The organism is Bacillus sp. WMMC1349, assembly GCF_013155385.1.
GTDB lineage: Bacteria > Bacillota > Bacilli > Bacillales > Bacillaceae > Bacillus.
In genome coordinates this window covers 850,001-873,543 of sequence record NZ_JABJUQ010000007.1, presented here as the reverse complement: position 1 = coordinate 873,543, position 23,543 = coordinate 850,001, and the positions used below count along the sequence as shown (strand labels likewise).

Annotated in this window: 15 protein-coding genes, 8 tRNA genes and 7 pseudogenes; 3 read left to right on the top strand and 27 right to left on the bottom strand. The window is 35.5% G+C overall.

The features are described from left to right. Nucleotides 1-493: 493 nt before the first annotated feature. The 3 genes from HOO54_RS06850 to HOO54_RS06840 all read right to left on the bottom strand — a co-directional run bounded on the left by HOO54_RS06850 (nucleotide 494) and on the right by HOO54_RS06840 (nucleotide 3,369). A complete protein-coding gene (locus tag HOO54_RS06850; RefSeq protein ID WP_172293641.1) occupies nucleotides 494-1,519 on the bottom strand; it encodes an alpha/beta hydrolase family protein in 1,026 nt (341 codons plus the stop codon). A gap of 573 nt (nucleotides 1,520-2,092) precedes the next feature. Continuing rightward, the gene (locus tag HOO54_RS06845) at nucleotides 2,093-2,761 is read right to left on the bottom strand and encodes a YqeB family protein (RefSeq protein WP_172293639.1); all 669 of its coding nucleotides are present in this window, start codon (nucleotides 2,759-2,761) and stop codon (nucleotides 2,093-2,095) included. Further along, nucleotides 2,758-3,369, bottom strand: a complete 612-nt coding sequence (locus HOO54_RS06840; RefSeq protein WP_172293637.1) for a TetR/AcrR family transcriptional regulator — start codon at nucleotides 3,367-3,369, stop codon at nucleotides 2,758-2,760. Before HOO54_RS06840 ends, HOO54_RS06845 begins: the two co-directional genes overlap by 4 nt. A 130-nt stretch (nucleotides 3,370-3,499) precedes the next feature. Here HOO54_RS06840 and HOO54_RS06835 point away from each other — a divergent pair. Continuing rightward, nucleotides 3,500-3,868: pseudogene (locus HOO54_RS06835) on the top strand (transposase); the annotation flags it as partial. A 228-nt stretch (nucleotides 3,869-4,096) separates the two neighbouring features. Then, a complete protein-coding gene (locus HOO54_RS06830; protein WP_172293633.1) occupies nucleotides 4,097-5,743 on the top strand; it encodes a DNA cytosine methyltransferase in 1,647 nt (548 codons plus the stop codon). 1 nt (nucleotide 5,744) lies between these two features. Here the strand turns inward: HOO54_RS06830 and HOO54_RS06825 are convergent, their stop codons facing one another. From HOO54_RS06825 to HOO54_RS06760, 16 genes and pseudogenes are all read right to left on the bottom strand, one after another. Beyond that, entirely contained in the window at nucleotides 5,745-7,511 is a 1,767-nt protein-coding gene (locus HOO54_RS06825; protein WP_172293631.1) for an AIPR family protein, read from the bottom strand. Continuing rightward, the gene (locus tag HOO54_RS06820; RefSeq protein ID WP_172293629.1) at nucleotides 7,508-8,536 is read right to left on the bottom strand and encodes a PD-(D/E)XK motif protein; all 1,029 of its coding nucleotides are present in this window, start codon (nucleotides 8,534-8,536) and stop codon (nucleotides 7,508-7,510) included. The genes HOO54_RS06825 and HOO54_RS06820 overlap by 4 nt, the downstream gene beginning before the upstream one ends. Next, nucleotides 8,518-11,328, bottom strand: a complete 2,811-nt coding sequence (locus HOO54_RS06815; RefSeq protein ID WP_172293627.1) for a Z1 domain-containing protein — start codon at nucleotides 11,326-11,328, stop codon at nucleotides 8,518-8,520. The genes HOO54_RS06820 and HOO54_RS06815 overlap by 19 nt, the downstream gene beginning before the upstream one ends. Further along, nucleotides 11,321-12,805 carry an ATP-binding protein gene (locus tag HOO54_RS06810; RefSeq protein WP_172293625.1) on the bottom strand — a complete coding sequence of 495 codons (1,485 nt, stop codon included), beginning with the start codon at nucleotides 12,803-12,805 and terminating at the stop codon, nucleotides 11,321-11,323. The genes HOO54_RS06815 and HOO54_RS06810 overlap by 8 nt, the downstream gene beginning before the upstream one ends. A gap of 413 nt (nucleotides 12,806-13,218) precedes the next feature. Beyond that, nucleotides 13,219-14,392, bottom strand: a pseudogene (locus HOO54_RS06805) (IS110 family RNA-guided transposase); the annotation flags it as partial. Between the two features lie 127 nt (nucleotides 14,393-14,519). Then, complete coding sequence (locus HOO54_RS06800) at nucleotides 14,520-15,284, bottom strand: protein NO VEIN domain-containing protein (RefSeq protein WP_172293623.1); 765 nt, start codon at nucleotides 15,282-15,284, stop codon at nucleotides 14,520-14,522. Nucleotides 15,285-15,351: 67 nt separating this feature from the next. Then, nucleotides 15,352-15,492: a hypothetical protein gene (locus tag HOO54_RS06795; protein WP_172293621.1), complete on the bottom strand. Its 141-nt coding sequence runs from the start codon at nucleotides 15,490-15,492 to the stop codon at nucleotides 15,352-15,354. A 446-nt stretch (nucleotides 15,493-15,938) separates the two neighbouring features. After that, nucleotides 15,939-16,674: pseudogene (locus tag HOO54_RS06790) on the bottom strand (N-6 DNA methylase); the annotation flags it as partial. Between the two features lie 393 nt (nucleotides 16,675-17,067). Beyond that, nucleotides 17,068-17,202 (bottom strand): annotated as a pseudogene (locus HOO54_RS06785) (IS3 family transposase); the annotation flags it as partial. 214 nt (nucleotides 17,203-17,416) lie between these two features. After that, the gene (locus HOO54_RS23840) at nucleotides 17,417-17,623 is read right to left on the bottom strand and encodes a hypothetical protein (RefSeq protein ID WP_216664728.1); all 207 of its coding nucleotides are present in this window, start codon (nucleotides 17,621-17,623) and stop codon (nucleotides 17,417-17,419) included. Further along, nucleotides 17,610-18,092 (bottom strand): hypothetical protein, encoded by a 483-nt coding sequence (locus tag HOO54_RS06780; protein WP_216664727.1) that lies wholly within the window; start codon nucleotides 18,090-18,092, stop codon nucleotides 17,610-17,612. The genes HOO54_RS23840 and HOO54_RS06780 overlap by 14 nt, the downstream gene beginning before the upstream one ends. 413 nt (nucleotides 18,093-18,505) lie before the next feature. Then, nucleotides 18,506-19,006, bottom strand: a pseudogene (locus HOO54_RS06775) (IS66 family transposase); the annotation flags it as partial. A 39-nt stretch (nucleotides 19,007-19,045) separates the two neighbouring features. Then, a pseudogene (locus HOO54_RS25345) lies at nucleotides 19,046-19,147 on the bottom strand (ATP-binding protein); the annotation flags it as partial. Nucleotide 19,148: 1 nt separating this feature from the next. Then, nucleotides 19,149-20,153 (bottom strand): annotated as a pseudogene (locus tag HOO54_RS24170) (IS66 family transposase); the annotation flags it as partial. Between the two features lie 42 nt (nucleotides 20,154-20,195). After that, nucleotides 20,196-20,549 carry an IS66 family insertion sequence element accessory protein TnpB gene (gene tnpB / locus HOO54_RS06765; protein WP_172293617.1) on the bottom strand — a complete coding sequence of 118 codons (354 nt, stop codon included), beginning with the start codon at nucleotides 20,547-20,549 and terminating at the stop codon, nucleotides 20,196-20,198. After that, a complete protein-coding gene (locus HOO54_RS06760; RefSeq protein ID WP_172293615.1) occupies nucleotides 20,546-20,740 on the bottom strand; it encodes a hypothetical protein in 195 nt (64 codons plus the stop codon). Before HOO54_RS06760 ends, tnpB begins: the two co-directional genes overlap by 4 nt. A 391-nt stretch (nucleotides 20,741-21,131) precedes the next feature. Here HOO54_RS06760 and HOO54_RS06755 point away from each other — a divergent pair. Further along, a protein-coding gene (locus HOO54_RS06755; protein WP_172293613.1) for an IS3 family transposase occupies nucleotides 21,132-22,282 on the top strand; the annotation gives its coding sequence in 2 pieces (ribosomal slippage) (nucleotides 21,132-21,393 and nucleotides 21,393-22,282; 1,152 coding nt in all). A 542-nt stretch (nucleotides 22,283-22,824) separates the two neighbouring features. On the opposite strand, the gene HOO54_RS06750 is transcribed toward HOO54_RS06755, so the two are convergent. The 8 genes from HOO54_RS06750 to HOO54_RS06715 form a co-directional block, all read right to left on the bottom strand. Then, a tRNA-Leu gene (locus HOO54_RS06750) sits at nucleotides 22,825-22,906 on the bottom strand. A 12-nt stretch (nucleotides 22,907-22,918) separates the two neighbouring features. Next, nucleotides 22,919-23,007: transfer RNA gene (locus HOO54_RS06745), tRNA-Leu, on the bottom strand. Nucleotides 23,008-23,017: 10 nt separating this feature from the next. Then, nucleotides 23,018-23,088: transfer RNA gene (locus HOO54_RS06740), tRNA-Cys, on the bottom strand. Nucleotides 23,089-23,101: 13 nt separating this feature from the next. Next, a tRNA-Gly gene (locus HOO54_RS06735) sits at nucleotides 23,102-23,176 on the bottom strand. Nucleotides 23,177-23,185: 9 nt separating this feature from the next. Beyond that, nucleotides 23,186-23,257 (bottom strand) — tRNA-Gln (locus HOO54_RS06730). Between the two features lie 17 nt (nucleotides 23,258-23,274). Next, a tRNA-His gene (locus HOO54_RS06725) sits at nucleotides 23,275-23,347 on the bottom strand. Nucleotides 23,348-23,368: 21 nt separating this feature from the next. Continuing rightward, nucleotides 23,369-23,442 (bottom strand) — tRNA-Trp (locus tag HOO54_RS06720). An 8-nt stretch (nucleotides 23,443-23,450) separates the two neighbouring features. Continuing rightward, a tRNA-Tyr gene (locus HOO54_RS06715) sits at nucleotides 23,451-23,535 on the bottom strand. Nucleotides 23,536-23,543 lie beyond the last annotated feature (8 nt).

Sequence of the window (23,543 nt, the reverse complement as noted above, 5' to 3'; positions counted from 1 at the left end):
TTTCAAACAAAACTAGACCTATTAAAAGACCATCGTGTTTATCGTAATCGGTTGTTTGATAGCGTCTTATTATAAAAATGATAGAAGCTATTACAATGACCCCAATCACGATTTTGAAAATTGAAATTAGTTCTATGATACTCTCCTCCCCTATTTTTGGTAGCTAAACATTATCATATCATCCAATTAAATTCAATAATGTATTTTAAAATACAAAACTGTTAAACTTCAGTCATTTTTCATTACATGATCAACTTTTAGTTGATTGCTACTTTTTATGGTGTATAACTGTTTAAAAAGATGACTCAATAATCTTGACCGATCTTAAAGGAATTTCTTATGTTAACAAAACCTAGACGACTCATACGTAGAATCAGTCTAAACTAGAAAATGCATATTTTTAGTATTAAAAAATAATGTTTTTAAAAAATTATCGCCCTTACGCCCCGAGCGATTCCCAACGTATCAAATACCGATCTGATTTTGATGGTGCTCACCTTCCCTCTGACGCTTGGTGTTGCGGAAGTTTTTCAAGGAACTGCTCAATAGACTCATGATAAGCGGGAACGGTAATTTTTCTAGGCGCAAATAGGAACGTCAATGTCGACTTGAAGTCCGAAGTCGCGATGTCGACGGGAATAGCGCCATGGTCGGCATCCGGAAAAACTTTCACCGTTAACAACTCTGGCTTGACCATTTTTTGATACACTTCTTTCGTGTTTTTGTAGTTCACATTAATATCATGCGCGCCCAGCATCAAAAGTACTGGTGTCTTGAAATTAGGCAAATCATCGGTCGAATCTGACAAAAAGTTCTTGCTTGCAAATATCCATCTATCTTTTGTCATCACTCGGTCTTTACGAGCTATTTTTAAATATTCCTCATATGAAGCATGTTGTTTTAAAAGTTGATTCACTTCAAGATCGTAGTCCGTTTTCGCTTGAATTTCCGCTTCGGAATATCCTTTCATCTTCATCTCGGCACGTGAATTGTATAATCCTTGCTCAATCCAATTGATCGCGGGTGCCAGCAGTATACTAAATGCAATTGACTCTTCTTTGGCGAGTTTCGGAAGCACCCATCCGCCTTGGCTTGCGCCCCAAGCCCCAATCCGATTCGGATCAATCATCGGCTGCTGTCTTGCCCATGCGATCGCCTGTCTCGCTTCTTCCACCCGATCGTCCATGGTTTGATGCTCCCAGTTGCCTTCCGAACCGTTAATGCCTCGTTTATTTAAAGACAAAGAGGCATAGCCCATGGAAGCCAGCTTCTCCCAGAGGGGTTTGTAGCCATCCCCATACGTGGAGTCAACAGGTCCGTCACCGTGAACAAATAACACGAGGCCTAATTTTCCCGTATAGTTTTGAGGTAATACAAAAGTGCCAGTCAATTTGCCTTGCGGGGTCTGAATTTCTACATCTTGTTCAACCATATTGAAGTTATGTTGCATCATTATATAAATACCTGCACCGACTACCAATAGTGCCAGGATCAAAAGCGGGATGAGGATTTTCTTCATGGTATGTTGTCCTCCAAAAGTGAGATTTCATAAGTTTATTCGCAACGGTTAACCCTCAGCTCGTCATCCAGTTTATGTTCGATGAATAGAGAAAAGTAAGATTTTCCAACAAGGATTAGAGACCCTGTTATCACATAAGATTGCGCTGTCGCATAGGTGCAGAATGCCTCCATCATGTCTAGCTTATCCTTCTCCTGAAATCAGTCCCTGGAAGGAAAGGAATCGCCCTCCGGTAAAGAAAATCGCGAGGCGCCTTTGCTTCAGTACATAAAGCAATCATAACCGATCCATCAAAAAGATGATGGATTGACCGACTCGAACAAATTCGAAATGCTTTTGGTCTGGTCGGCCACCAATATGGCGATGAGCTTCATGCTTTAATCCATGTCTATCCAACGGATTAAATAGGTCGCTTTCCCTCATTTGATGTGATAGTGGTCAAGCTGTGAACCAAAGGCTTGCTGTTCGTGCAACACTTTTTTGATGAAGCTCTGTAAGTCACAGCATCTTCACGAATGCTGAAGGGCGACGAACAATCTTTGGTTACCTCGATCCACTCACTGATCAGTGGAATTATCGATAATATTGTCTTTTGTCCTTTTCTTTCACTGATACTCTTAGTTTCCAAAGTTCCTGAGCCAATTGAAACGCTTCTTCATCATTTCCTTGTTCAATGGCTATTTTCCGTGCTTTTAATAAAGCATTTGCAGCTGGGGACAGGACAGGAGCATCCACAACCCATAGTTTAAATGCCTGTTTAAATAAATCCATATCGCTCCAATTATAATTGTGTTTTATAAAGGCAGTACCTACTCTGCTTTTATTTAGCTCCTGCTTGCAACGAAATAATTCCTTCTCATCATGACCTAATAGCACCAATTGTTTTTTATCCATAAATACAAGGGAGATATCTTCTTTTTTGAAGATTATTTCATCATCTCTAAGTTTCAAAATCACTTTATCATCGTACACCGCTGTTTCCAAGCTTTCATGAAAAGAGAAAAGTGTCACGAAAAATCCTGCAATCAAGCCAAGAATCATGGTCACAACCCCTACCCATATTCCATTGTAGGATGCAATGAGTTTCAAGGGTCCTTCAAAAGGGAACCACGGCAAAGAACTACCCCATTTCGCGATCTCTGGAAAAAACCAGCCAACCACTAAACCGATAAGAGGGAAACCAAACCACAAGATCACTTTATCCGTTTTAGAGAAATTCAATAATGTATGGTGATCCCTCATGTAAAGTCTCCTCTAGTACAAAATACACTTGCAATGGTTTGCTTCCATACAGCCGCAACATCTAACTGAATTCCAAACATCGGATAGTTCGATAAATTATCAAGTGTTAATGCCAACACACATGCTTTCTCACGTAGGCCTCTGGAATCCGTCAGACCAAATTCCACACTTTTTTGTAGCAATCGGATAAAGCCGTCAATAAACCCTTCCTGCACGGCTTTAAGTTTCAGCTTGTACTCTTTATTATGTGACGATTCTCGATTTCCATATAAAAGAAACTCATTTAATACCTGAACAACGAGTATTTGCGTATCTGCGGGTTCTTCAAGCAGTAATTGCAAGCCATCACCCATCAACTTCTCCATAAAATTCGCTTTCGTATACTCTTGAACATGAAAGTATTTTTCGAAACTATACCCCTCTAAAATCCAAACGAATACAGCATCTACGAGCTCTTCTTTCGAAGCATAGTAATAATAGATGGATGGCTTTTGTATACCTACAGCCTTAGCAATCATAGAGAGGGAAGATTTTTCAATCCCATAATGCCCAATTAACCAGGTGGTCGTTTCAAGAATTTTTTGTCGTGTTTCTTCACTTTTACTCATTTCCTCACCTTTTTCTACCTAACGATAGTTAGATAATAGCGTTTAATTGTGTGATCTGTCAAGTCACAGATCAGTAGAAGATCCATTTAATAAACCAAGTGCTTGATAAACTAAAGCATCCCGTTAGTAGAATAAAGATGCGTTACTCGTTTATCGGGCCCTATCGTCCATAAAGGGGAACTAGCATCATATTCAACTATTCCATACTGACAGAGGAAAAGAGTTTAAAAACCATGTCATTGATGAAGCGCTAAAAACGTTTAACATCAAGAGATCACTAAGTATGAAAGGCTGTCCGTATGATAACGCTGTAGCAGAAGCCGCATACAAGATGATTAAAACCGAGCTCGTAAAGAAGCGTCATTTTGAGAGCTTGGAAGAGTTACAGAGAGAATTTACAGACTACGTGCATTGGTTCAACCACCTACGCATTCATGGGACTTTAGATGATTTAAGTCCAGTGGAATACAAACTTATACACCTTAAGAAAACTGTCTAGTTTAGTGTTGGCAATCCATCTTTATGCCCATTTTACCGAAAGTTAATACCTTATTAACAAAAAAGCTCAATATAGATACACATACTTAGCATTCATTTCTGTTTTTATATTTGTATCTTCATATTGCAAAAAATATATTTAGGAGTACAGATTTTGTGGCTGCACAAATAGACAAATTTGATTTATAATTATATAATATATTATTTATTAAATTTGAAGGTGGAGTAGATGGAAAAACATAAAGTTTTAGACTTATTTGCCGGAGCTGGAGGATTAAGTCTTGGATTTAGCCAAACTGGTAGGTTTGAAACTGTATTGGCTGTAGAAATCAATGAAAATGCAGCTAAAACATATACTCAAAACCATAAAATAGAAGTTAATACCCAAGATATTAAAACTATAAATTTTAAGGATTACAAAAAATATCCTAAACTTAAAGGCGTTTCCTTAATAATTGGCGGTCCCCCATGTCAAGGTTTTTCGAACGCAAACCGTCAGAAGAGCGAATTGTTTTCGAACAATAACCTTTTAGTTAAAGAATTTGTAAGAGCAATAAAAGAAGTCCAGCCAGTTGCATTTGTAATGGAAAATGTGAAAACTATTAGTTCAGATAAACACAAATTCTTCGTAACCAATGGTGAACTAGAAGAAATAACTTCAATTGGTGTTCAAATTAAAGAAGAAGATCTCTTTATTGGCAACTCAGATTTCTTTAATGAACAGCTAATGAACTTATTCAATGAAAGAAAAATATTAAGTTCGTTTGCAGATACTAGCTTGATTACTAAACTTAAATCTCTTGTTAGATATGCTAATAAACACAAGAGTGTTAAAGGCTTTATTGATAAAAACTTCAGCTTCTTTAATCGCTATATTACAAACTGGAATCAACATTTTAATACTTACGAATACGCAGAACTCAGAGATCTTATATGTCATTTTAAACTAGCTCTTGAATCTGATACAAAAAATGAAGACTTTTCTTCAACCTTATTAGCTCAAGCAAAACAAATTATAGAAATACACAACATAACCTTAATATTTAAAGAAATTATTGAGAAAAAAATAGAGTATTCTACGACATTCACCAAGAAGGGAAAGGGGATTTTTGTTAAAGGTTTTACTTTCACCGTTATCGATTATTTATTAAAAACCTTTGAGTCACTAGGTTATCTATTAGCTTATGATGTATTGAATTCTGCTCACTTTGGTGTTCCACAAGAAAGAAATCGATACTTTATTATTGGACATAAGAAATCGCAACCCTCACTTCCTGCATCAATTTTATCTAAGAAAGACTTTTTTAATATTGGACATGCTATCGAGGATCTTGAAGAACTCAAGCCTAGTTTTAATGCATCAGATGATACACAAATTAAAAAGACCAAAAGGTTAGACCATCCATTAAGTAAATATCTAAACGCAGATGTTGAGTTTCTATCTAATCATGTTGTTACAGAATCAACAAAAACTGCTCTCAAAAGGTTCGAAAGTCTTACCCCTGGTCAAAATTTTCATAATTTGGATGATTCATTAAAATCAACCTATGCTGATACTAAAAGAACTCAAAATACAATCTATAAAAGATTAGATTATAGCGATGTTTGTAATACCGTTGTAAATGTTCGCAAATCAATGTGGATACATCCTATTAAAAATAGAGCAATTAGCATCAGAGAGGCCGCTAGATTGCAATCCTTCCCTGATGACTATATTTTTACCGGGACAAAAGACTCTCAATATCAACAGATAGGAAATGCTGTTCCACCACTACTGGGTAGAGCAGTAGCCGAGCAGTTACTGTCTAGTCTTAATGATAAGCCACAACAATCTTTAGTACAGCTATTTAGTAAAGAAAAAGAAGCAGTTCACTAAATTAATGAACTGCTTCTTTTATTTGTATCTCTATGTCAGAGTATTGCTCATCAACAAATCTTTCCCAACATTCTTTTCTCTTACACCATTGAGTTACATTAGTCCCGGCTATAGGCGGGTTTGTAATATGGTTCCAAGTATATGAAGCAATGAGTCTCAAGTTATTTTGAAGCTCAAAACTAATACTTTGTTGTTCCCATATTTTTAAAAAATCCAACTTCTCTTTATAAATGTAAGATAACATTGAGATAGTATACGTTATTACATTTGCTTTGTAACCGGGAAAATCTAATTCTTTGATTATCTTATCACATTTATTAAATAGAATCCCCTTCGCCACAGTTTCTTTAAAGAATGCTGAATCTACATTAATACCCTTTTCATCTAAGAGACTGATAAAAGCTCCAAAGTTTGTCTCTCCACCCTTACTTACAATGTGAGGACATTGGTTCCACGACATATAATATTTAGCAACATTTGTTTTACTGAGTACCTTATTTTTAGGATTTTCTTTTTGAAAAGCTTTCTTTTTGGCTGATGTAGTTTGTCTATTAACTTCTACTAAATATTGTCCCCTTGCCCTCTCAAAAAACCATTTGGTGTTAGATTTTGTACCATCACTTGACGGAATCCACGTAGTTCTCGAAATAGCTTCTAGACTTATCAAACTAGGATGATTTGCTTTTAGGTCTGACATTGATATTTTATTTTGTGTATTTGCATATTCAGAAATCTTTGCTGTCATGTTATTCATTCCAATATCCGATTGCACTACTGTCAACTTTATTTGAACAAAAACATCTGATAAATCTATCCCTTCTTTTAGTGCATGAAAAACTGAAGCAGTTGTTTGACCACCATTAACAATTTGCCATCCTTTAAATTCTTTAACTTTAAAAAGGTTAGAATCTTCTGATACTACTTCTAATATCGCACCTTCTGCAACGGTTGAAATACCGTTATTGTAGGCCACAAACATTTCCTTGTTTTTCCTGAGAGTGTCTCTTATTCCTCTATTAACATTTCCCCTTGCTTGTAAGAAAGACCGCACATTTCTTTCAATAAGGCGTTGTCCCCACACTTCATAAGACATCGCTAACAAGTCAGCCGGTATAAAACCCATATAACAGTCGAAATAATCATTTTCATTATTTGGAACTTTTAGTAGCTCAAAAGTTTTGCCAAATTGTATTTCAAAATTAACTTCAATATTATCTAAGCCTTGAGTTTCATTAATCAACTGGTAGAGTCTTTCAATATCCCAAATATGATATCTTACATTCAATCCTTTTATTTCTGGGAGTATAATTCTCTCATTCGCCTTATATAAATAGTTTGTAAGCAAGAAGAACTCAACAGATCTAATTGATTTACCATGTTGCTCAAAAATAAACTGAGCTAGTGGGTAATCTTCTGCTGTTTCTTCCATATCATTTTTCATACCTGATATAGATTTAGAGTAATACTTAACAACTCTTCTCAGAGTTTTTTCAACATTAGACTTACTAATGGTTTTACCAAATTTGTACCTATCATATTCTGCTATAAAAATACTTAAAGTTTCTTGTTCCTCATTAAAAGAATAAGCATTAACTTTTAACCCTTGACCAGATTTTTGACCAAAACTCAGCTCTATATCTGTGATAATTCCATTTTCCGAAAGATATTCTCCCAACTTTTCTACAAAAAACTGCTCTGAATTTGAAGCATTATCATATTGACTATCTATCTCTTCAGTAAATGTAGCAATAAAATCTTCTAGTTTCATTGAATGACTTCCTTTACCTTATAAAGAACTTGTTCTTCCTGAACTTGAAATGAATTGCAACTATCTAATGAGAGCTGATATTTAACATTTAAGATACCTAAAGGTAGTATGCTTTTTGTGATTCTAGGAAACTCGGCTTCAACTGTAAAATAAAAGGTATCTTTGACGATAAATTTTATTAACTTTCCCTCATTTAAGTTCGGTTCAATAATTCCACAAATAAATAACTTATTATTAAATTCAAGTAATACATCAGGATATTCATTGAGTAATAGCCTAATGTCTTTAATTATATCTAATATAGTAACACCTAACCTTTTAGACCGTTCAAGCATAATACAATAAAGATATAGATCTATTTCTTGGGAGGTTTCTAATTGATCCTCAGCACTAATTGTTACTCTATATGGTCTCCCGGCACTTGATGTTTTTATTTCAATCCCAACATTACCTATCTGAAAATCAATTTTTTCCTTATCTGCACCATACCAAGATGATATTATTTTTCTTGGGCTACTAGTGGATTTTAACGCTTGGTAGATGAATGTAAGTTCACCTAACAGCCCTTGTTGTTGCTGTTCTGACATTCCAGTTGTACTATTCTTAGAAAAAAATGCCTGCCACTTAAATAAAACTTTTTTTAATCTAGATTGTAGCTGGTTTAAGGTCGTAGAATCAATAATGAATTCTAATATATCCCCAACAAGGTATTCAAAAATTTCATTAGCAATCAAGTCCTGCTGTTCAAAAACTAAGAACCAACCTTCCTTGTTTGTAAGTGGATTAAACATCTTCTTTTGATATATATTGATGCCCTTCCAAGTTGGAAACTTATCAACTGTATCTTTTTCCATTATTCTAGTTAATCCCAAGAGAAAAAGTCTCTTGTGTTCCGCATTTATTGCAAGGAAAATAGAAGTAAAGCTAAGATCTTTTATGAGTCTTGCTTTTAACTGCGATTCTAGCAAAACACCAAAAGTAACACTATTATCTATCTCTTTATATGTTAATCCAATTCGTTCCAATATTCTTCATCCTCTGCAAGTGAACTATTAACAACATAGTCAACCTCAGTATTTTCACTATTACTTTCAGGGAAGGAAATTGCAAAACCAAATGGTTTATTCCCTTGAGTATATTTGTACTTGTCAAGTGGTTCATGACGTAAAGGGTACAGGATCAGTAAACCATTTTTTGGATTACGTATGGATCTTGCTTTTTTGGAAGCAGCCTTTTTGTTTCTCTTACCTTTTTCTAGATCAAGAATCTCTTGAGCAGCCTTGTATTGCTCATCATTATAGTCATAAAATTCATGACCCGCAGAAGTTAATGTCTTTATAGATGTAAAGTCTATTCTGCCCTTCGTTTCTATCCCTGTACGTCTAATACCTTCTCCTAGTTTTAAATGAGCAAACTCAGTTTTATTTTCGCCAACATTAATTAGAACAACCGTCCAATTTAAAAGTTCTTGTTCCTCTGCTCTTTTTTCTATATATTTTGACAAGCTTTTACTGTTTGCTCTAGAAGCAGATGACACGGTCTGATATTCCTCTAAAAAATTTACTATGTGTTCAAGTCCTACACGTTCCCAGTAATAGTGATTATTTTTCCCAGAATTCACCCTTAAATCTGGGCTAAACCTCTTTGTATACTTATCTTGAATTATTGATACAAGCCTAGATACTGCATCGAAATTTTTCTTATGAAAGTCACTACTGTCTATAGGAAACACAGTTGTCTGGATCAATTCATTGCTATAGTCGACTTTTATTTGTTTAGCTGAACGCATTTTTAAGGTACTTGTAATATACATATCTGGATGAGATAGTATTTTTAGTAAGAATTCACTTGGCGTTGCTTTTATCTCTGCCATATAATCTAATTGACCTCTTAGTTCCTCTGTTGCGGATGCGATGTGCTGGAACCAAGAAATAATCTCTCCGGTTGTATAAATTCTACAAACATCTAAATAATTCTGTCGATACCCAAACCATCTTCCCATCTGCATAAGGGTATCGTACATTTTGCTAGCTCGTAAATAATAACTGACAGTCAGTCCTTCTAGAGTTAAACCTCTTGATAACTTGTCTCCACCAATTGCAATAACATTTAAACCAGTTTCTTTGTAATCGTTATATTCTAGTGAATCTTTACTATTACCGTTAATTACTTTTATTTTAATAGAGTTAATAGTTGCATTCAACTCTTGTTCCGCCATTTCCCAAGTAATGTTATACTCTAAATTATCGTCGAAATGATTAGGAAATTCACCTCTTAATTCAGCTAACTTTCTAGTATTATATTCAGAATCAAAAAATGATTTCATTCCCAAATAATGCGGGCCTAATTTGTTGCTATGTTTAACATCATTTTTTATTTCTCTCATTTCTTCTACAACTAAGTCTTTTACTCTCTTTTGAACATCTTTAAACCTAGTTGTATGGATCAACATTGAGTTATGAACATTTATTTGTCCTCTTAATTTTCTAATAGTAGTTGCAATTATAAAGGCATATATACTTTCTACTAAAGAGTATGGTAGAGTACAAGGTTCATGGTCTTTTTTATGTTTAAACGGTAGAAATTCTTCATGATACTCTATCTCTTTTATTAATGGTGGTTTAGAATATACCTCATCCTCCGAATCCAATAAGAAAAATTCCGATGGGCCAACATAATTCGAAGGTTTCGGAAGGTTAATAATAAAATCTTTAGGAAATAAGTCCTCACCATGTTGATTGGTTGAACCATATTGGTTAATAAAGATATTAGCAAAGGGAGTCGCAGTATAACCAACGTATGCTCTTTGTTCGAAGGTATTATATATATCTCTAATATACATATTAATCTTAGATGGGTCATAGTCAGGTATCAAATCCCCATTCTCATCATAGATATCCACAGTATTTACGGAAGCTTGGTCCGCTTCATCGTCTATCATAAGAAACGGTATGTTAGGTACTGTCTTAAACGGAGCATTAGGATCACTAAGTCTAGCTAAGGGACTTGTTGTTCTAAAATACTTTAAAATACTTTTTAATACACTTACATTTTTTTTAACAACCAATAAAAGTGGTTGAACCTTTGGTTGTATATTCACTTTTGTTTTGCTTGCAGTAAAATCTCCTTTTTGATCCCTTGTAGTTAACGAGAACACTTCAAAGAAGTTCTCTCCAAAAAGCTTACCTACACCAATAGCGTTCATTTGGCTTTCTAATGCATCCTTTAGCTTATCCTTACTAGTTTCATAGCCTAGCACTTCCTCGTCCAATCTCATTTGCGTTTGTGATCTTAAATCGTTATGCATACCAGCAAGAACAATAATTAATTTAAATCCAGTATCAAACGCTTTATTTATTACAGCTGTATAGTTTGCTGTTTTACCAGATTGTACATAACCAACAACTAGTCCTCTTCTATCGTATTTTCTGCCTTCCACTGATGGATCTTCCAAAAGTTCAATGATAGATTCACTAGTATCGTCAAGTGAGTTCACGACATTAGGTGACCACTTTTTTTCCGACAAAAGGTACTTTTTATACCTATTCCAGTATTTAAATTTTAACGAATGCTTCTTTGCTGGTAGCCATGGTATATGTTCGCTATCATCGTGATTTAACAATATACTCTTATGTGTCATTGTTATATTGAGGCTTTTTATTAGATCCTTTTTTAATTGAATCTTCTCATCTTCTGATAACTCAAACACAACACTAGCCCTATCGATAGCTTTAACAATTTCATCAATGAGGTTTATGTCATCCATATTAAGTTTTTCAAGGATTCTAAGTGCTGTATCCCTAGCATCATTATACATAATGGCCTCCTACTATCTCATAAACGATACTTTTTAATTCTTCCTTTGAATGAAAACTAAAACTATTGTAGTTAGCCAATTGTTCAATAATTTCATCCAAACTATAGTTATTCTCTCTAAAGATATCAATTAGTATTTTTATTTTATTTTTCTGTTCAGTAGTTATTTCCTCTACTCTTGTTACTGTTGGTTGATTTATGTTAAATGAAACTAGATTCGCAGGACAGTATTCCTCAACATGAAATAAATAAAATTTTAATTGTGCTACAAAATCTTCATTAGACTCAAAAAGGTCTTTTAAATAGCTGTTATTTTTATTTAAACGAAAATAGGAATTAGTTTTTGTTGAAACTTGCTCCCATATATAATCATTCATCATGTTATTTTCAGGAGATTTATTGACACTTCTTTGGTAAAAAACCTCATGCGATTTTTTCCTTGTCTTTTCACCGATTTTTCTAAGTATACCTATTAATTCTTGTGGGGGTTTGGCGTTTGATTTTTTTATATCAATCTGCCAAGTGAAATCCGACATATTTGTTATATCTAATTTAATTCGTGCCAACTTATATGATTCTTCACGACAAAAGAGATGTAACCAGCTTCCAGCTACTAATAATCTCTTATTTCTATAGATATAAAAACCTTGTTGTTCCAACCACCCTTTAGGGCCTGCTGATTTTTCATATTCTGTTTGAGTTAATTTTGTATGGTGTGGAAGGATGTAAGGTTGTATCATAACTATATCGTCTTTAATCAATACAGATTCAGGAGGTAATTCCTGAGTGGCAATTTCTTTGCTTGAGAAAGGGTCCCATGGTACTATTTTATTACCATTCAAATATATTTGAATTTTATTTGGCCCCTCTAAGAATCTATGAAAAACCATAGCTAAGTGATCTTTCACCATATCAATTTTATTAAAAAACTTTTGAACTTTTTTGGGTGTATACGGTTCCTCGACAACTCTATCAAGATTTTCAATTAATACCACCGTACCTGATGTATTTTCTACAGAATGTAATATCCCACTAGACTGTGAATTAAATGGACTTTTTAGTAGATTCCACCTATTCGTGTCCTCAATATAATCCAAATCCCAACAACGAGTAAAGGACTGTTCACTCTTTTTTGTTTGAACTGTTAGGCGTTTCCCTAATGAAAAAGAAGCTGTCTTTAATCCCATGCCAAATCGACCTAATATCCCTTGCTTTCTTTCATTATTAGGGTTTGCTGACCCAATCTTCATAGCAAGTACCAGCTCAGCTTCACTCATACCAAATCCATTATCTTCTATTCGAACATAACTCTTATCACTATCCCAAACCATGTCTATTTTTATTACAGAAGCATTAGCATCAATACTATTATCAACTATGTCTGCGATTGCTGCTTCAAAACTATATCCTATTGCTCGTAACGAATTAATTAAAGGAGTAGCATCGGGTACTACAATCTCACTATCAAAAGTATGCAAGTTTTATCCCTCCCTCTATAAATGTTGGCTTACCAACGTTTTGAGCCATTGTTGGGGTGTCAAAAAATTTTTTTGGCACAATTTATAACAATAATTTTATAATATGTTAGACAAATCCAATACTTCGGTACACTGCGTGGTCACTACTGGATAAATACGGAAAGTAGTGTTAGGAATTTATGCGATGCACAATGGATCTCTGCGTAACTTATGATGACGTACCCTCCCATATCTCTGGGCATCTAAGTGCCTACATTCCTTCGTTCGGTCTAGTCATAAGGCAGAGGCTAGCGCGAAGCTCCTATAGGGACTCAAGGTCGAATGGAAAAAATAATGCTAGCTTTCTCCGTGTCATCCTGTTGTCTAGGTCTATTTAAGGGAGTATAGATCTTATGCAACATCTGCGAGAATAGAATATCCCTCATCATTCGCTGTGCGTCAAACGCCCTGTGCTTAGTGCTAATTCCGAATAGTTTACGCATAGAATCACGATGGATTGCTTCTTGCGTATTGGCATCATCACTCGGAACAGAAGGGTACGCAGTTTCCTTCTTCCTCGTTTGGAGATGCGTTTTTGCCATTTATGCAAGCCGGGAGAATTTTCTCACAACGTGAATCCCGCTGGTTTAATGAGTTGGCGTGGAACTTCGTAGTGTGAAAAGCTTCCGATTTCAGCTAATAAATCCACAATCGTTGTATCTCCCAGTCCTGGAACCGTTGATAACCACTCATATTCTACAGATGTTTTTACAAGCTCAACTAAGTGTCCAGTTATGCTTTCGATATCTTGTTCGAGTTGATGGTAACGACGGACAAGTGTGGCAATTTCCATACGGACCATCTTATGTCCTTCTGTTACTCCGATAGAGTTTGCAGCACTTCTATCAGGCGTACTGCTTTTGACCTTTGTGGGGATTTGAGCCCCTCAACCTTACGATAAAGGGATAAGACTTCATCGGTTTGTTTCTGGTGAAGATCGTTCGGAAAGGGAGTGCATTCAAGTACTGTCAAAGCCATTTTTCCGAATGACCGAAACACCTGAGTAAACTCAGGAAAATATCGATCTAACCAGCGAATGATCATATTTTTGACAGTGCCTAATTCCTCCACTAACTTACCTCTAAACGATGATCCAACTCGAAGTTCAGCCTCCATACCTTTCAAGATACGTGCCATCTTTTATGAGACGAGCATTTACTAATGCATCTTTACGGTCATGTTTAGTCGGCAGATTATCGTCCAACTCTTTTGAACGATTAACATGCATAGGATTAGCCATAACAAAGGGGATGCCCGTTCCTCAAGGAAGTAGGCCAAATTGAGCCGGTCATGTCCCGTAGGTTCAATCCCGACAATGATTTCTGTTTTTTCATTTTCTTTCATGGCTGCCAGAACACGTTAATAGAAAAGTTCGAATCCGTTTTCAACTTGAGAAACAGAGAATGATTTTTGGAGCACACTCCCACGGTCATCTACAAAACAAGCATAGTGTGTCCGTTTGGCAATATTGATTCCGACTACAAGTGTTTTTTCAGTGACTTGATTTATTTTCTGTTTTCCATTTTGGAATCCTCCTTGGTTACAAATTAGGGTTCAATTCTCGAGATTTGACACCCCGTATCATACCAAGAGGACTCTTTTTTGTTCAAGTCCCCGAAAATCCTTCTAACAGGAATGTCCTATCCTCGAAATGTAAGATGGGATTTTTTTGAATTCATTGCTCCAAATCTTTACTTTGAAAGATCCAATTCACAGAAACAACTTTAGTTATGTTTTTTCTAGGATTAATCTTTTCATATGGGTCTACTACTAATCTAACTTTTGGGCTTACAAATACTTCGCTAACTATTATTAAGTTATAATTTTTTCTTAATTGTTTTGCAACCTTCCATTCTTTATCTGTGAAGCTGATTCCTCCTGTTGCATCAGACAATCCCTTAACTTCAAATACAATATTTGCATCTCGAGCAAGCTTAAAATCATATCCACATCCTTCATCCCTTGTGTCAATTAAATCACCCTTAAAGTCACTCAGAAATCCATCGTTAAAATAATCCATAAAAATTTGTTCTGCTTTTTTTCCTGTTACACCTCTATGATTATATGTTACAGATAAATCTCCCTCACTATCTTCCTTGAAAATATCTAGTATATCTTCGTTCTCAGCATTTCCATTTAATATATCCTCCACTATTTCTTTTAACGCATCTTCACTAACACCTTCAAATGTTTGAACTATCTCTAAACTACGTTTTGACAGTTCTTTTTGATACCATCCATTCCTGCCATTATCATGAATTGAATCGTAATCATCTCTTCTATTTTTAATAGTATTAGGCTTTATCCCAAGTTTAGTCCCTATGTCATGAAACGCAGCACGAAATGTTTCATATTGTAAAGATCGCAATGCTTTTTTATCATATTTAGATAAATAGTACGCAACAATAAGTGCTTTTCGCCTATTAGTTAACTCCACCATACAACCTCTCCAGTTATATTAATTTTTTTATCTAAGTCTCCTAAAAAGGAATAAATTCTCTAATACATCAAACAATGTCCTGTAGAATTAAGTTTGTATCCATCCACCTTTGCCCTATCTCTTTGTTTTTACTTCCTTTAGAAATGCTGTTCTTTAACACATCACCCACTAAACCCGTTTGTTTATTACCTATAATTCCTTTTGACATTCCAAACTCTCCTGAGAAGATATTACGGTCCAATTGCAGTTCAATAATACCATATCAATAAAAGAAGAAGCATTATAAATTCTTCCTTATCTATATTTATTCCTAATTACACCCTACTTGGTAAATATAAATTCCTTAAAAATTAAGAAATAGACTTAAAACGGGGAATAACCGATACTATTTCAGATTTAACCGGATAAAAAGTAACACTTGCTTTAGTTATCTCAGATATCTTGACTAGAAACTCAGGCTAAGGCATTTTTCTATTACCAAAAATCGTTTCTGCCAGTTCCCTAGTTGAACTAAAGTATTGATATTTTTGAGTAAGATAAGGATTGTTACTTTTCCTATTCTAGTTGCCTAGCACCACCCTATCCTCTTTCGATATGATCATAATCACTTACACTTTGCAGTATTAAAGTCCTCCGCTAGAAGTCTTACTGCTTCATCTTCGCTAGGTTATAAGTGGTTGTGTTTAATTCCAGATAATGACATTTTACACTTTCTGGGTGGTTAATGTAGTTTTGAATATTCAACATTTATGAACACGTTCCCATTGTAGGGTCATAAACACTAAACAATTTTTTGTCCTCTTGTCCCATTGCAGCAATACGAGCGATCATGGATCATGACTGATACTTGATGAGGCGTATAGAATTCACCAGCTTTCTTACCGGCTTCTGACTCAAATTGACCAAATTAGAAACTCATAATCATTTCCAATTACATCGCCATCGTGACCTATCACATCAACATCGTTTAATTTCTTTAATACTTCTGTAATCGTAATATTCCGTTCTTGGTCATCCGAACCCAATTTGTTTGATTTTAAATCTACATCATTAAACACCCCTCTGAATTGATCATGTTTCGTAGAAAAGTCGATAAATGCTTTATTCAAGTCATTCAACTGAAACGTGTTTTTTTTTGCTTGTTTAGTTAATACGTTGAATAATTAATCTGGTTCAAAATGATAAGCCTAATGTATTAATTAATGTTTCAATCAAGTCATCCTTAACATCTACATTTGTCATTAATTCCGTATATAATTGAGTTTGTTTTTCTTGTGTGTCGTATTCCTCTAGCCGATTCATCTGCCTCTTCTAATACTTTGACTAAGACATTATCAGATAAGTACTTATAAAAGATTAATCCTAACAAGTAATCTTTGTATTCTGAAGCATGTGTTAGCTTTTAAAAAAGAATAAAACTTGTCTCTCATTCGATATTTCCAAATACTTCGAAGCGTAAATCCAGCATTAATAGTACAGGAGTACATTCTTCGAGAAAATAATTTCTCTAGCACTGGTAATATAAGCTTTTCCATGAGTTGTTTTACTTTATTATACCATATTACCTTCATACTTGAATTTTACATAGCAAAATCCTTTTTTCCCGAACACTCTATAGTTTGGAACTAGATAGGTTAATACAATCATAATGACTAAGTTAAAAAGAGGAATACTAGTTATAATTTTTGTTTATTTAATTTTTTAAAAATTAAGGAAAAAGAATAAAATGACTTCCGAAGTATTCTTTTTAGATCCTATTAAGCCTTGGATTGTCAACACTAAACTAGACAGTTTTCTTAAGGTGTATAAGTTTGTATTCCACTGGACTTAAATCATCTAAAGTCCCATGAATGCGTAGGTGGTTGAACCAATGCACGTAGTCTGTAAATTCTCTCTGTAACTCTTCTAAGCTCTCAAAATTAGGATCTCTTTTCAATTTCCCCATTGAAAACACTCCTTTAGCTTTATATGTATCATTCTATCAAAATAAAAACTGTGTGAATAAGAACCGTACGCATTCTTACTTACACAGTTTAGTTTACGCTCCCTATTTTACACAAAAACATAAAAATTCCTGTATCTATTGTATAGATTTGATAACAATCTTACCAAGTCGAAATATTTGATTAAGATTATGCTATTTGCATGATTAATCTAATATACTGAATTTTAATGATATTAATAAAATTTATTTTATCTTCAGCAGGATCGATTTCATACCAATGCTCCACGTTTCGTTTGCACTCTAATGCAGGAGTTCTCCTTGTAACTTCACGCTTAATTTTACCATCACTGTAGTATTTATCCACCCATTTCACAGGTTTATTATAATATTTCATCCTTCCTCCACGGGCATTTACCAATACGTATCTTTTCTAAAATCAATCTTCCACCATACCCACTTATTGCATAATTAAATAATAGGGGATGTCTAGTTTGATTCTTCGTAATCCTCCTAAGGCTAAACAACAAAATAAATAAAAGAGTTAATATCGCAAATATTATTAAATAGTTTTGAATCTCAAAAGCTGATTTTACCTGCAAAGACCCACTGAAGAGGCTTAATGCATTTTTTACGATTTTGCTAATAGGAAACATTCCAAGTATCCCAATAGCCACACTAATCCAAGATAAAACAGCCAAAGTAAATGGACTTCTCCATAATGGTTCAGGTGTATATTTTGCTTCATGATGAGAATCACCTGAGATATTGTTAATTATATCTCCTGCGGCGACTTGTGTTGGACCATTAAAATTTGTCGTTCCATTAAAGTTATTTTGATTTCTATTTTCTTTAGTTTCTTTCATACTTTCCTCCTACCTACCTATTTTTTAAAAGTATATTTCTTTTTTTCTACTAATACCATTCTCATCCTTTACAATATTACTACGATGGGACTTTTCTATTTGTGTATCTTTAAATGTTCCATCAATAGCTCGATGATTAATTTCAGACACGTATTGGCCATTTCACACAAACTGGAGAGTCGAACGATACCTATGTATTTTTTGTTACTCAACATTGCATCTATTGTTCTTGTATTCCTTCTTGTTCAAAGATAACAAAAACTCCTAAAAATATAAATAGATTTGGTAGTGATACTGTTAAAGTGTTAGATGCTTTATTGCGAAGTAAGCCCGAATTATAAAAAATAAGCGCAACTTTACGGTACGCATCACAAATAGCCGTATATTCTGATTTTTTCAATCAAATATACGGCTTATTTCATTTGTTTACTACACTTTGCCTGAACCATTTTTGACCAGGGCATGTATTGATCTATGATTTCAGGATTTTGATAGATGTTTAGATTTGGTAGATCGGTCAAAAGAATCTTTATATATTCATAGAAATCTACGCCGTTACTTTTGGCTGTTTCTGCGATACTTAAACAAATGGCGTTCGCTTTTGCTCCAGCTTCACTAACTGAAAATAACCAGTTTTTTCCACCCAAAACGTTGGGACGGATGGCATTTTCGGCTGGATTATTATCAATTTCAATGCGTCCATCATTCAAGAAAGCTTTAAGTCCATTTGCCCTGTTCAATGTGTATTCGGCTGCTTTCGCCAGGGCATTTTTTCCGTAGAATGGTGATGTTTCAACCCAATCAAGGAATTTATCTACAATTGGCTTAGAGTATTTTTGACGTTTTTTTCTGCGCCTACTCGGAGACAAATGTTTAAATTCCCTTTCGAGTCGATATAAATCATCACAATAACTCGCTGTGACCGTCAAGTAAAAAGGTACAGTTTTTGATCATTAATTTGGAACACTTTCTTGCTTGAAAATAGAAGATCTATGTTTCATACGATAACTGTCACCAGTTAAGTGAATAATTTCTGCACGATGTATCATGCGATCATCCAGAAAAGCCTTCTATAAAACCTTGAAGAACAGATCGAGCTCGTGATAAGGCACTTTGAAAGAGAGTTATTATTGGACCTTGGCTAGGTACGCTTCGATATACCCAATTATAAGCATTGGCTTGACCAGATTTCCCATCGGATCGGTTAATTATTTGTCCATACGTTTCATCGACATGTAAAATTGATTTATCCATCATGAACTGCTTCATTCGTTCGTAAATCGGTAAAAGCCAATCCAGTGACGCACGAATGACCCAATTCGATAAGTTCTTATCATTCGTACTCAAGCCATAACGATCCCATTCCTTTACTTGACGGTAAAGTGGTACGTATTGTGAAAATTTATCATAAATTACTTTGGCAAGTACGCTAGGACTTGCCATACTACGTTGAATAGGAGGATGTGGTGCTTTCCCACGTTTAATCTGAGTTTTTTGAAATGATTCAGTTTTACAATTTTTGCATTCATAAGCATGTTCAACGTGTTGAATTTTCTTCATTTTTGCAGGAATAAATTCCGCTTCTTCACGTACGATTGTACTGCCAATTTCAATCATTTGCCCTTGGCAACAGTCACAGATTGTATTTTCAAGAAGGTGGTGAATAGCTTCTACTTCAATACCATCGTGCAATGAATCATTTCTTTTTTTGCGAACTTTTCGAACAACAGTATAAGAAATCTTCTGTTGGCTTTGTTCTTCTGTGTGCTCAACTAAAAGACGGATCATCCTCAAATAATGATCCTTGTCCATCGGGAACATTATATTTCGATTTTCCGTTTTATGTCCATATAAAAGCTTGGTTAATTGACGAAGTTGTTCGTTTAAAGCATGGTTCTGCTTCAATGATTGATCTAACTTCTTCGATAGTTCTTTATTTTGCTGCTTCAAATGTTCTAATTGTGCTTCGAGAAGTTGTATTAATTTCTCGTTATGATTTTCATTTGTAGAGGAAATCTTCGCCACATTTTTCACCACGATTCGTCCAAATAAGTTAACCATAGTATACCATTTGAACGACAAAATGAAGATCATAATTTCAATTTAAAATACACCTTTTGGTGATTGTTGAATGGCCTTTGGTTGCTGAATGGATAGGCCTTCTAGGAGCCAGCGAAGCTCCTGCTGTGATAGATTTCGTACCTCATTTTCATCTTTAGGCCATTGTAATTTACCGTTATCCAAACGTTTATAAAGCATGGCGAAGCTATCACCATCGAAATACAAACACTTATATCGATCTTTACTCCACCCTGAAAATAGGAAAATGGAATCTCCGTATGGATCAAGTTCGAAGGAATCTTGAATCAAAGTTGCCAGCCCATCAATTCCTTTTCTCATATCTGTCTTACCACAAATAATATAAATGTTTTTCACACTTGTATAATCGTGTTTCATTGATTTTTCAACTCCTTCATAACTGTTTGGATAATGTGCTCATCTATACCGTTGAAGAAGGAAATTTCAGCGTTTGACGTTTTAATCGTGCAAGTTGGATTTAAGGAAGGTATTGCTACCTTTGTAACAGAAGTATTTTCTTTTTCGGTGTGTAAAGTTACGGGGACGATCGTTAATTTTTGTTGGGGCATAGAAAGCACCTCCTTAAATTGATAAGTTTATCATACTAGGAGGTGTTGCCTTTTTATATGCGTTGTTTGAATACGGATTTACATTGCGAATACACAATATTGTTTTAGACTACTTTTTATTCATTTTATCTATCCTGTCAGCTCAACCCATATTACAAGACAGAAGTAGGGTAATAAAAAACAGGTATTGCTTATAAAGAATTCCAACTACTTCTTTCAGTATAACATTATTGCATTTGTAGAATTATTACCTCTTTTCTCTATTTTCTGTTTCTTTGCACAAATATTGCAAACTCAAGAAAATCTTATTATATCTGATGTTAGTCTAATAATTGGACACAGAGAATAGAGATTTTTATACTGAAACTAATAATTTCTAGGAGTGTCCAAAATGAACGGAAAAAGATACGATAAAGACTTTAAAATTTATGCTGTTAAGATGGTTGTGGAAGATGGAAGAAAGGTAGCTGAAGTTGCACGAGAGCTAGATTTAGTTTATCAAACTTTGCATAAGTGGGCGGATAAGTATAAGGAAGAGCAGGAGGATGCCTTTGTAGGAAGTGGGAATCTTAATCCCAAGGATCAAGCTAATTATGAAAAAGATAAACGTATTCGTGACTTGGAAGAGGAAGTTTCCATTTTAAAAAAGGCTATGGGCATCTTCGCAAAAAACCAGAAGTAATTTATGACTTCATCGAAAAACACCGACACGAGTTCCGTGTAGCGAAGATGTGCGAAGTATTAGGTGTTTGGAAAAGTGGTTATTATGACTGGAGGAATCGAGATAAGAGCGAGCAGAAAAAGCGTAGAGAAAAGCTAACAGCCGAAGTGAAGCGTGTTTATATGGAGTCTAAGAGAAGGTATGGTAGCCCTAAAATCACTGAACAATTAAAACAAGAGGGTTGGGATGTATCTCAAAAGACTGTTACTCGTATCATGAGCGAGAATGACTTGCGGTCTAAAACGGTGAAAAAGTACAAGGCGACGACAAATTCTAAGCATTCTTATCCTATTTATCCGAATGTATTGAAGCAAAACTTCCACGTAGACAAGCCTGGAGCTGTTTGGGTTGGTGATATAACCTATGTATGGACAAGAGAAGGTTGGTTGTATTTAGCTACGATCATAGACTTATTTTCAAGGAGAATCATCGGTTGGGAAATGAGTAGACGTATGACGAAGGAATTGACCATTACAGCTTTGAAACGGGCGATAAACCAGCAGCCACCACAGAAAGGGCTTATTCACCATTCCGATCGAGGTAGTCAATACGCAGCGTATGACTATCAAGCAGTTCTACGAGACTATAAGATTACGACAAGTATGAGCAGAAAAGGTAACGGTTACGATAATGTATGTATTGAATCTTTTCACAGTGTGATCAAGAAGGAGCTCATATTCCATCAGAAGTATCAAACACGAGCAGAAGCAAAAAGAAGCATATTTGCCTATATCATGACTTTTTACAACTACAAACGTATTCATTCATCTATTGGTTATTTATCACCGATAGCTTATGAGAAAAAGTATGCGCAAAAGTGAATGCAACTGATAGAGTAGAAGTTTAGTTACCTCTTAATAGAAGGAATGGGAGAATGCCGTTCCTTCTATTAAGAGGACAGCAAGCGAAGCGCGGTAGCCTTGAAAATTTAATATTTTAAGTGTCCAATATCTTGACATAGATCCATATCTACTATGTACAAACATCCCCCAAAGCACCCACCCCTCATTCCAACGTTTGAGTTAAAATAAAAATTTCGAAGAATGTTGCGTAATAGAAACACGAGAAAACAGAGTAAAGACAAAGGATGAGCATGAAAAAGTCCCAGAATCGGAAAGGTTTATTTTGTTTAGGTGATTTATTTTTCAATTAGACAATTCTGTTCAGCGATAATAATAACCTGTTACTCTCAACTTCCCATCTCACACTTTCCCTCTCACTTTTCTCATTTTTTCTTCTGGTCATTTTACTTCACCTCATAGCACACGATTTTTTCTACTTAAATCGTGCGAAATGGCAATAAAAAAAGCCCTCACAACTGTGAGAACCCTTGATCTTAAAGACTTTTTCAAGCTTTTATCGATACCGGTGGTCGGGGTCGAACCGACACTCCAGAAGGAACACGATTTTGAGTCGTGCGCGTCTGCCAATTCCGCCACACCGGCAAGTGTGAGCTATGGTGCCGAGGGCCGGACTTGAACCGGCACGGTAGTCACCTACCGCAGGATTTTAAGTCCTGTGTGTCTGCCAATTCCACCACCCCGGCAAGGGCTAAAAGGCGACACCCGGATTCGAACCGGGGATAAAGGTTTTGCAGACCTCTGCCTTACCACTTGGCTATGCCGCCATTCTAAAGAAATTGGAGCGGAAGACGGGATTCGAACCCGCGACCCCCACCTTGGCAAGGTGGTGTTCTACCACTGAACTACTTCCGCAACTGAAAACTGGGCTAGCTGGATTCGAACCAACGCATGACGGAGTCAAAGTCCGTTGCCTTACCGCTTGGCTATAGCCCAATATAATCTCATAAAAGGGCGATTGATGGGAATCGAACCCACGAGTGCCAGAGCCACAATCTGGTGCGTTAACCACTTCGCCACAACCGCCATACATTCTAATATACTAATTGGCAGGGGCAGTAGGAATCGAACCCACACCGGAGGTTTTGGAGACCTCTGTTCTACCGTTAAACTATGCCCCTAATATAAATGGTGGAGGGGGACGGATTCGAACCGCCGAACCCTGAGGGAGCGGATTTACAGTCCGCCGCGTTTAGCCACTTCGCTACCCCTCCAAAAACAG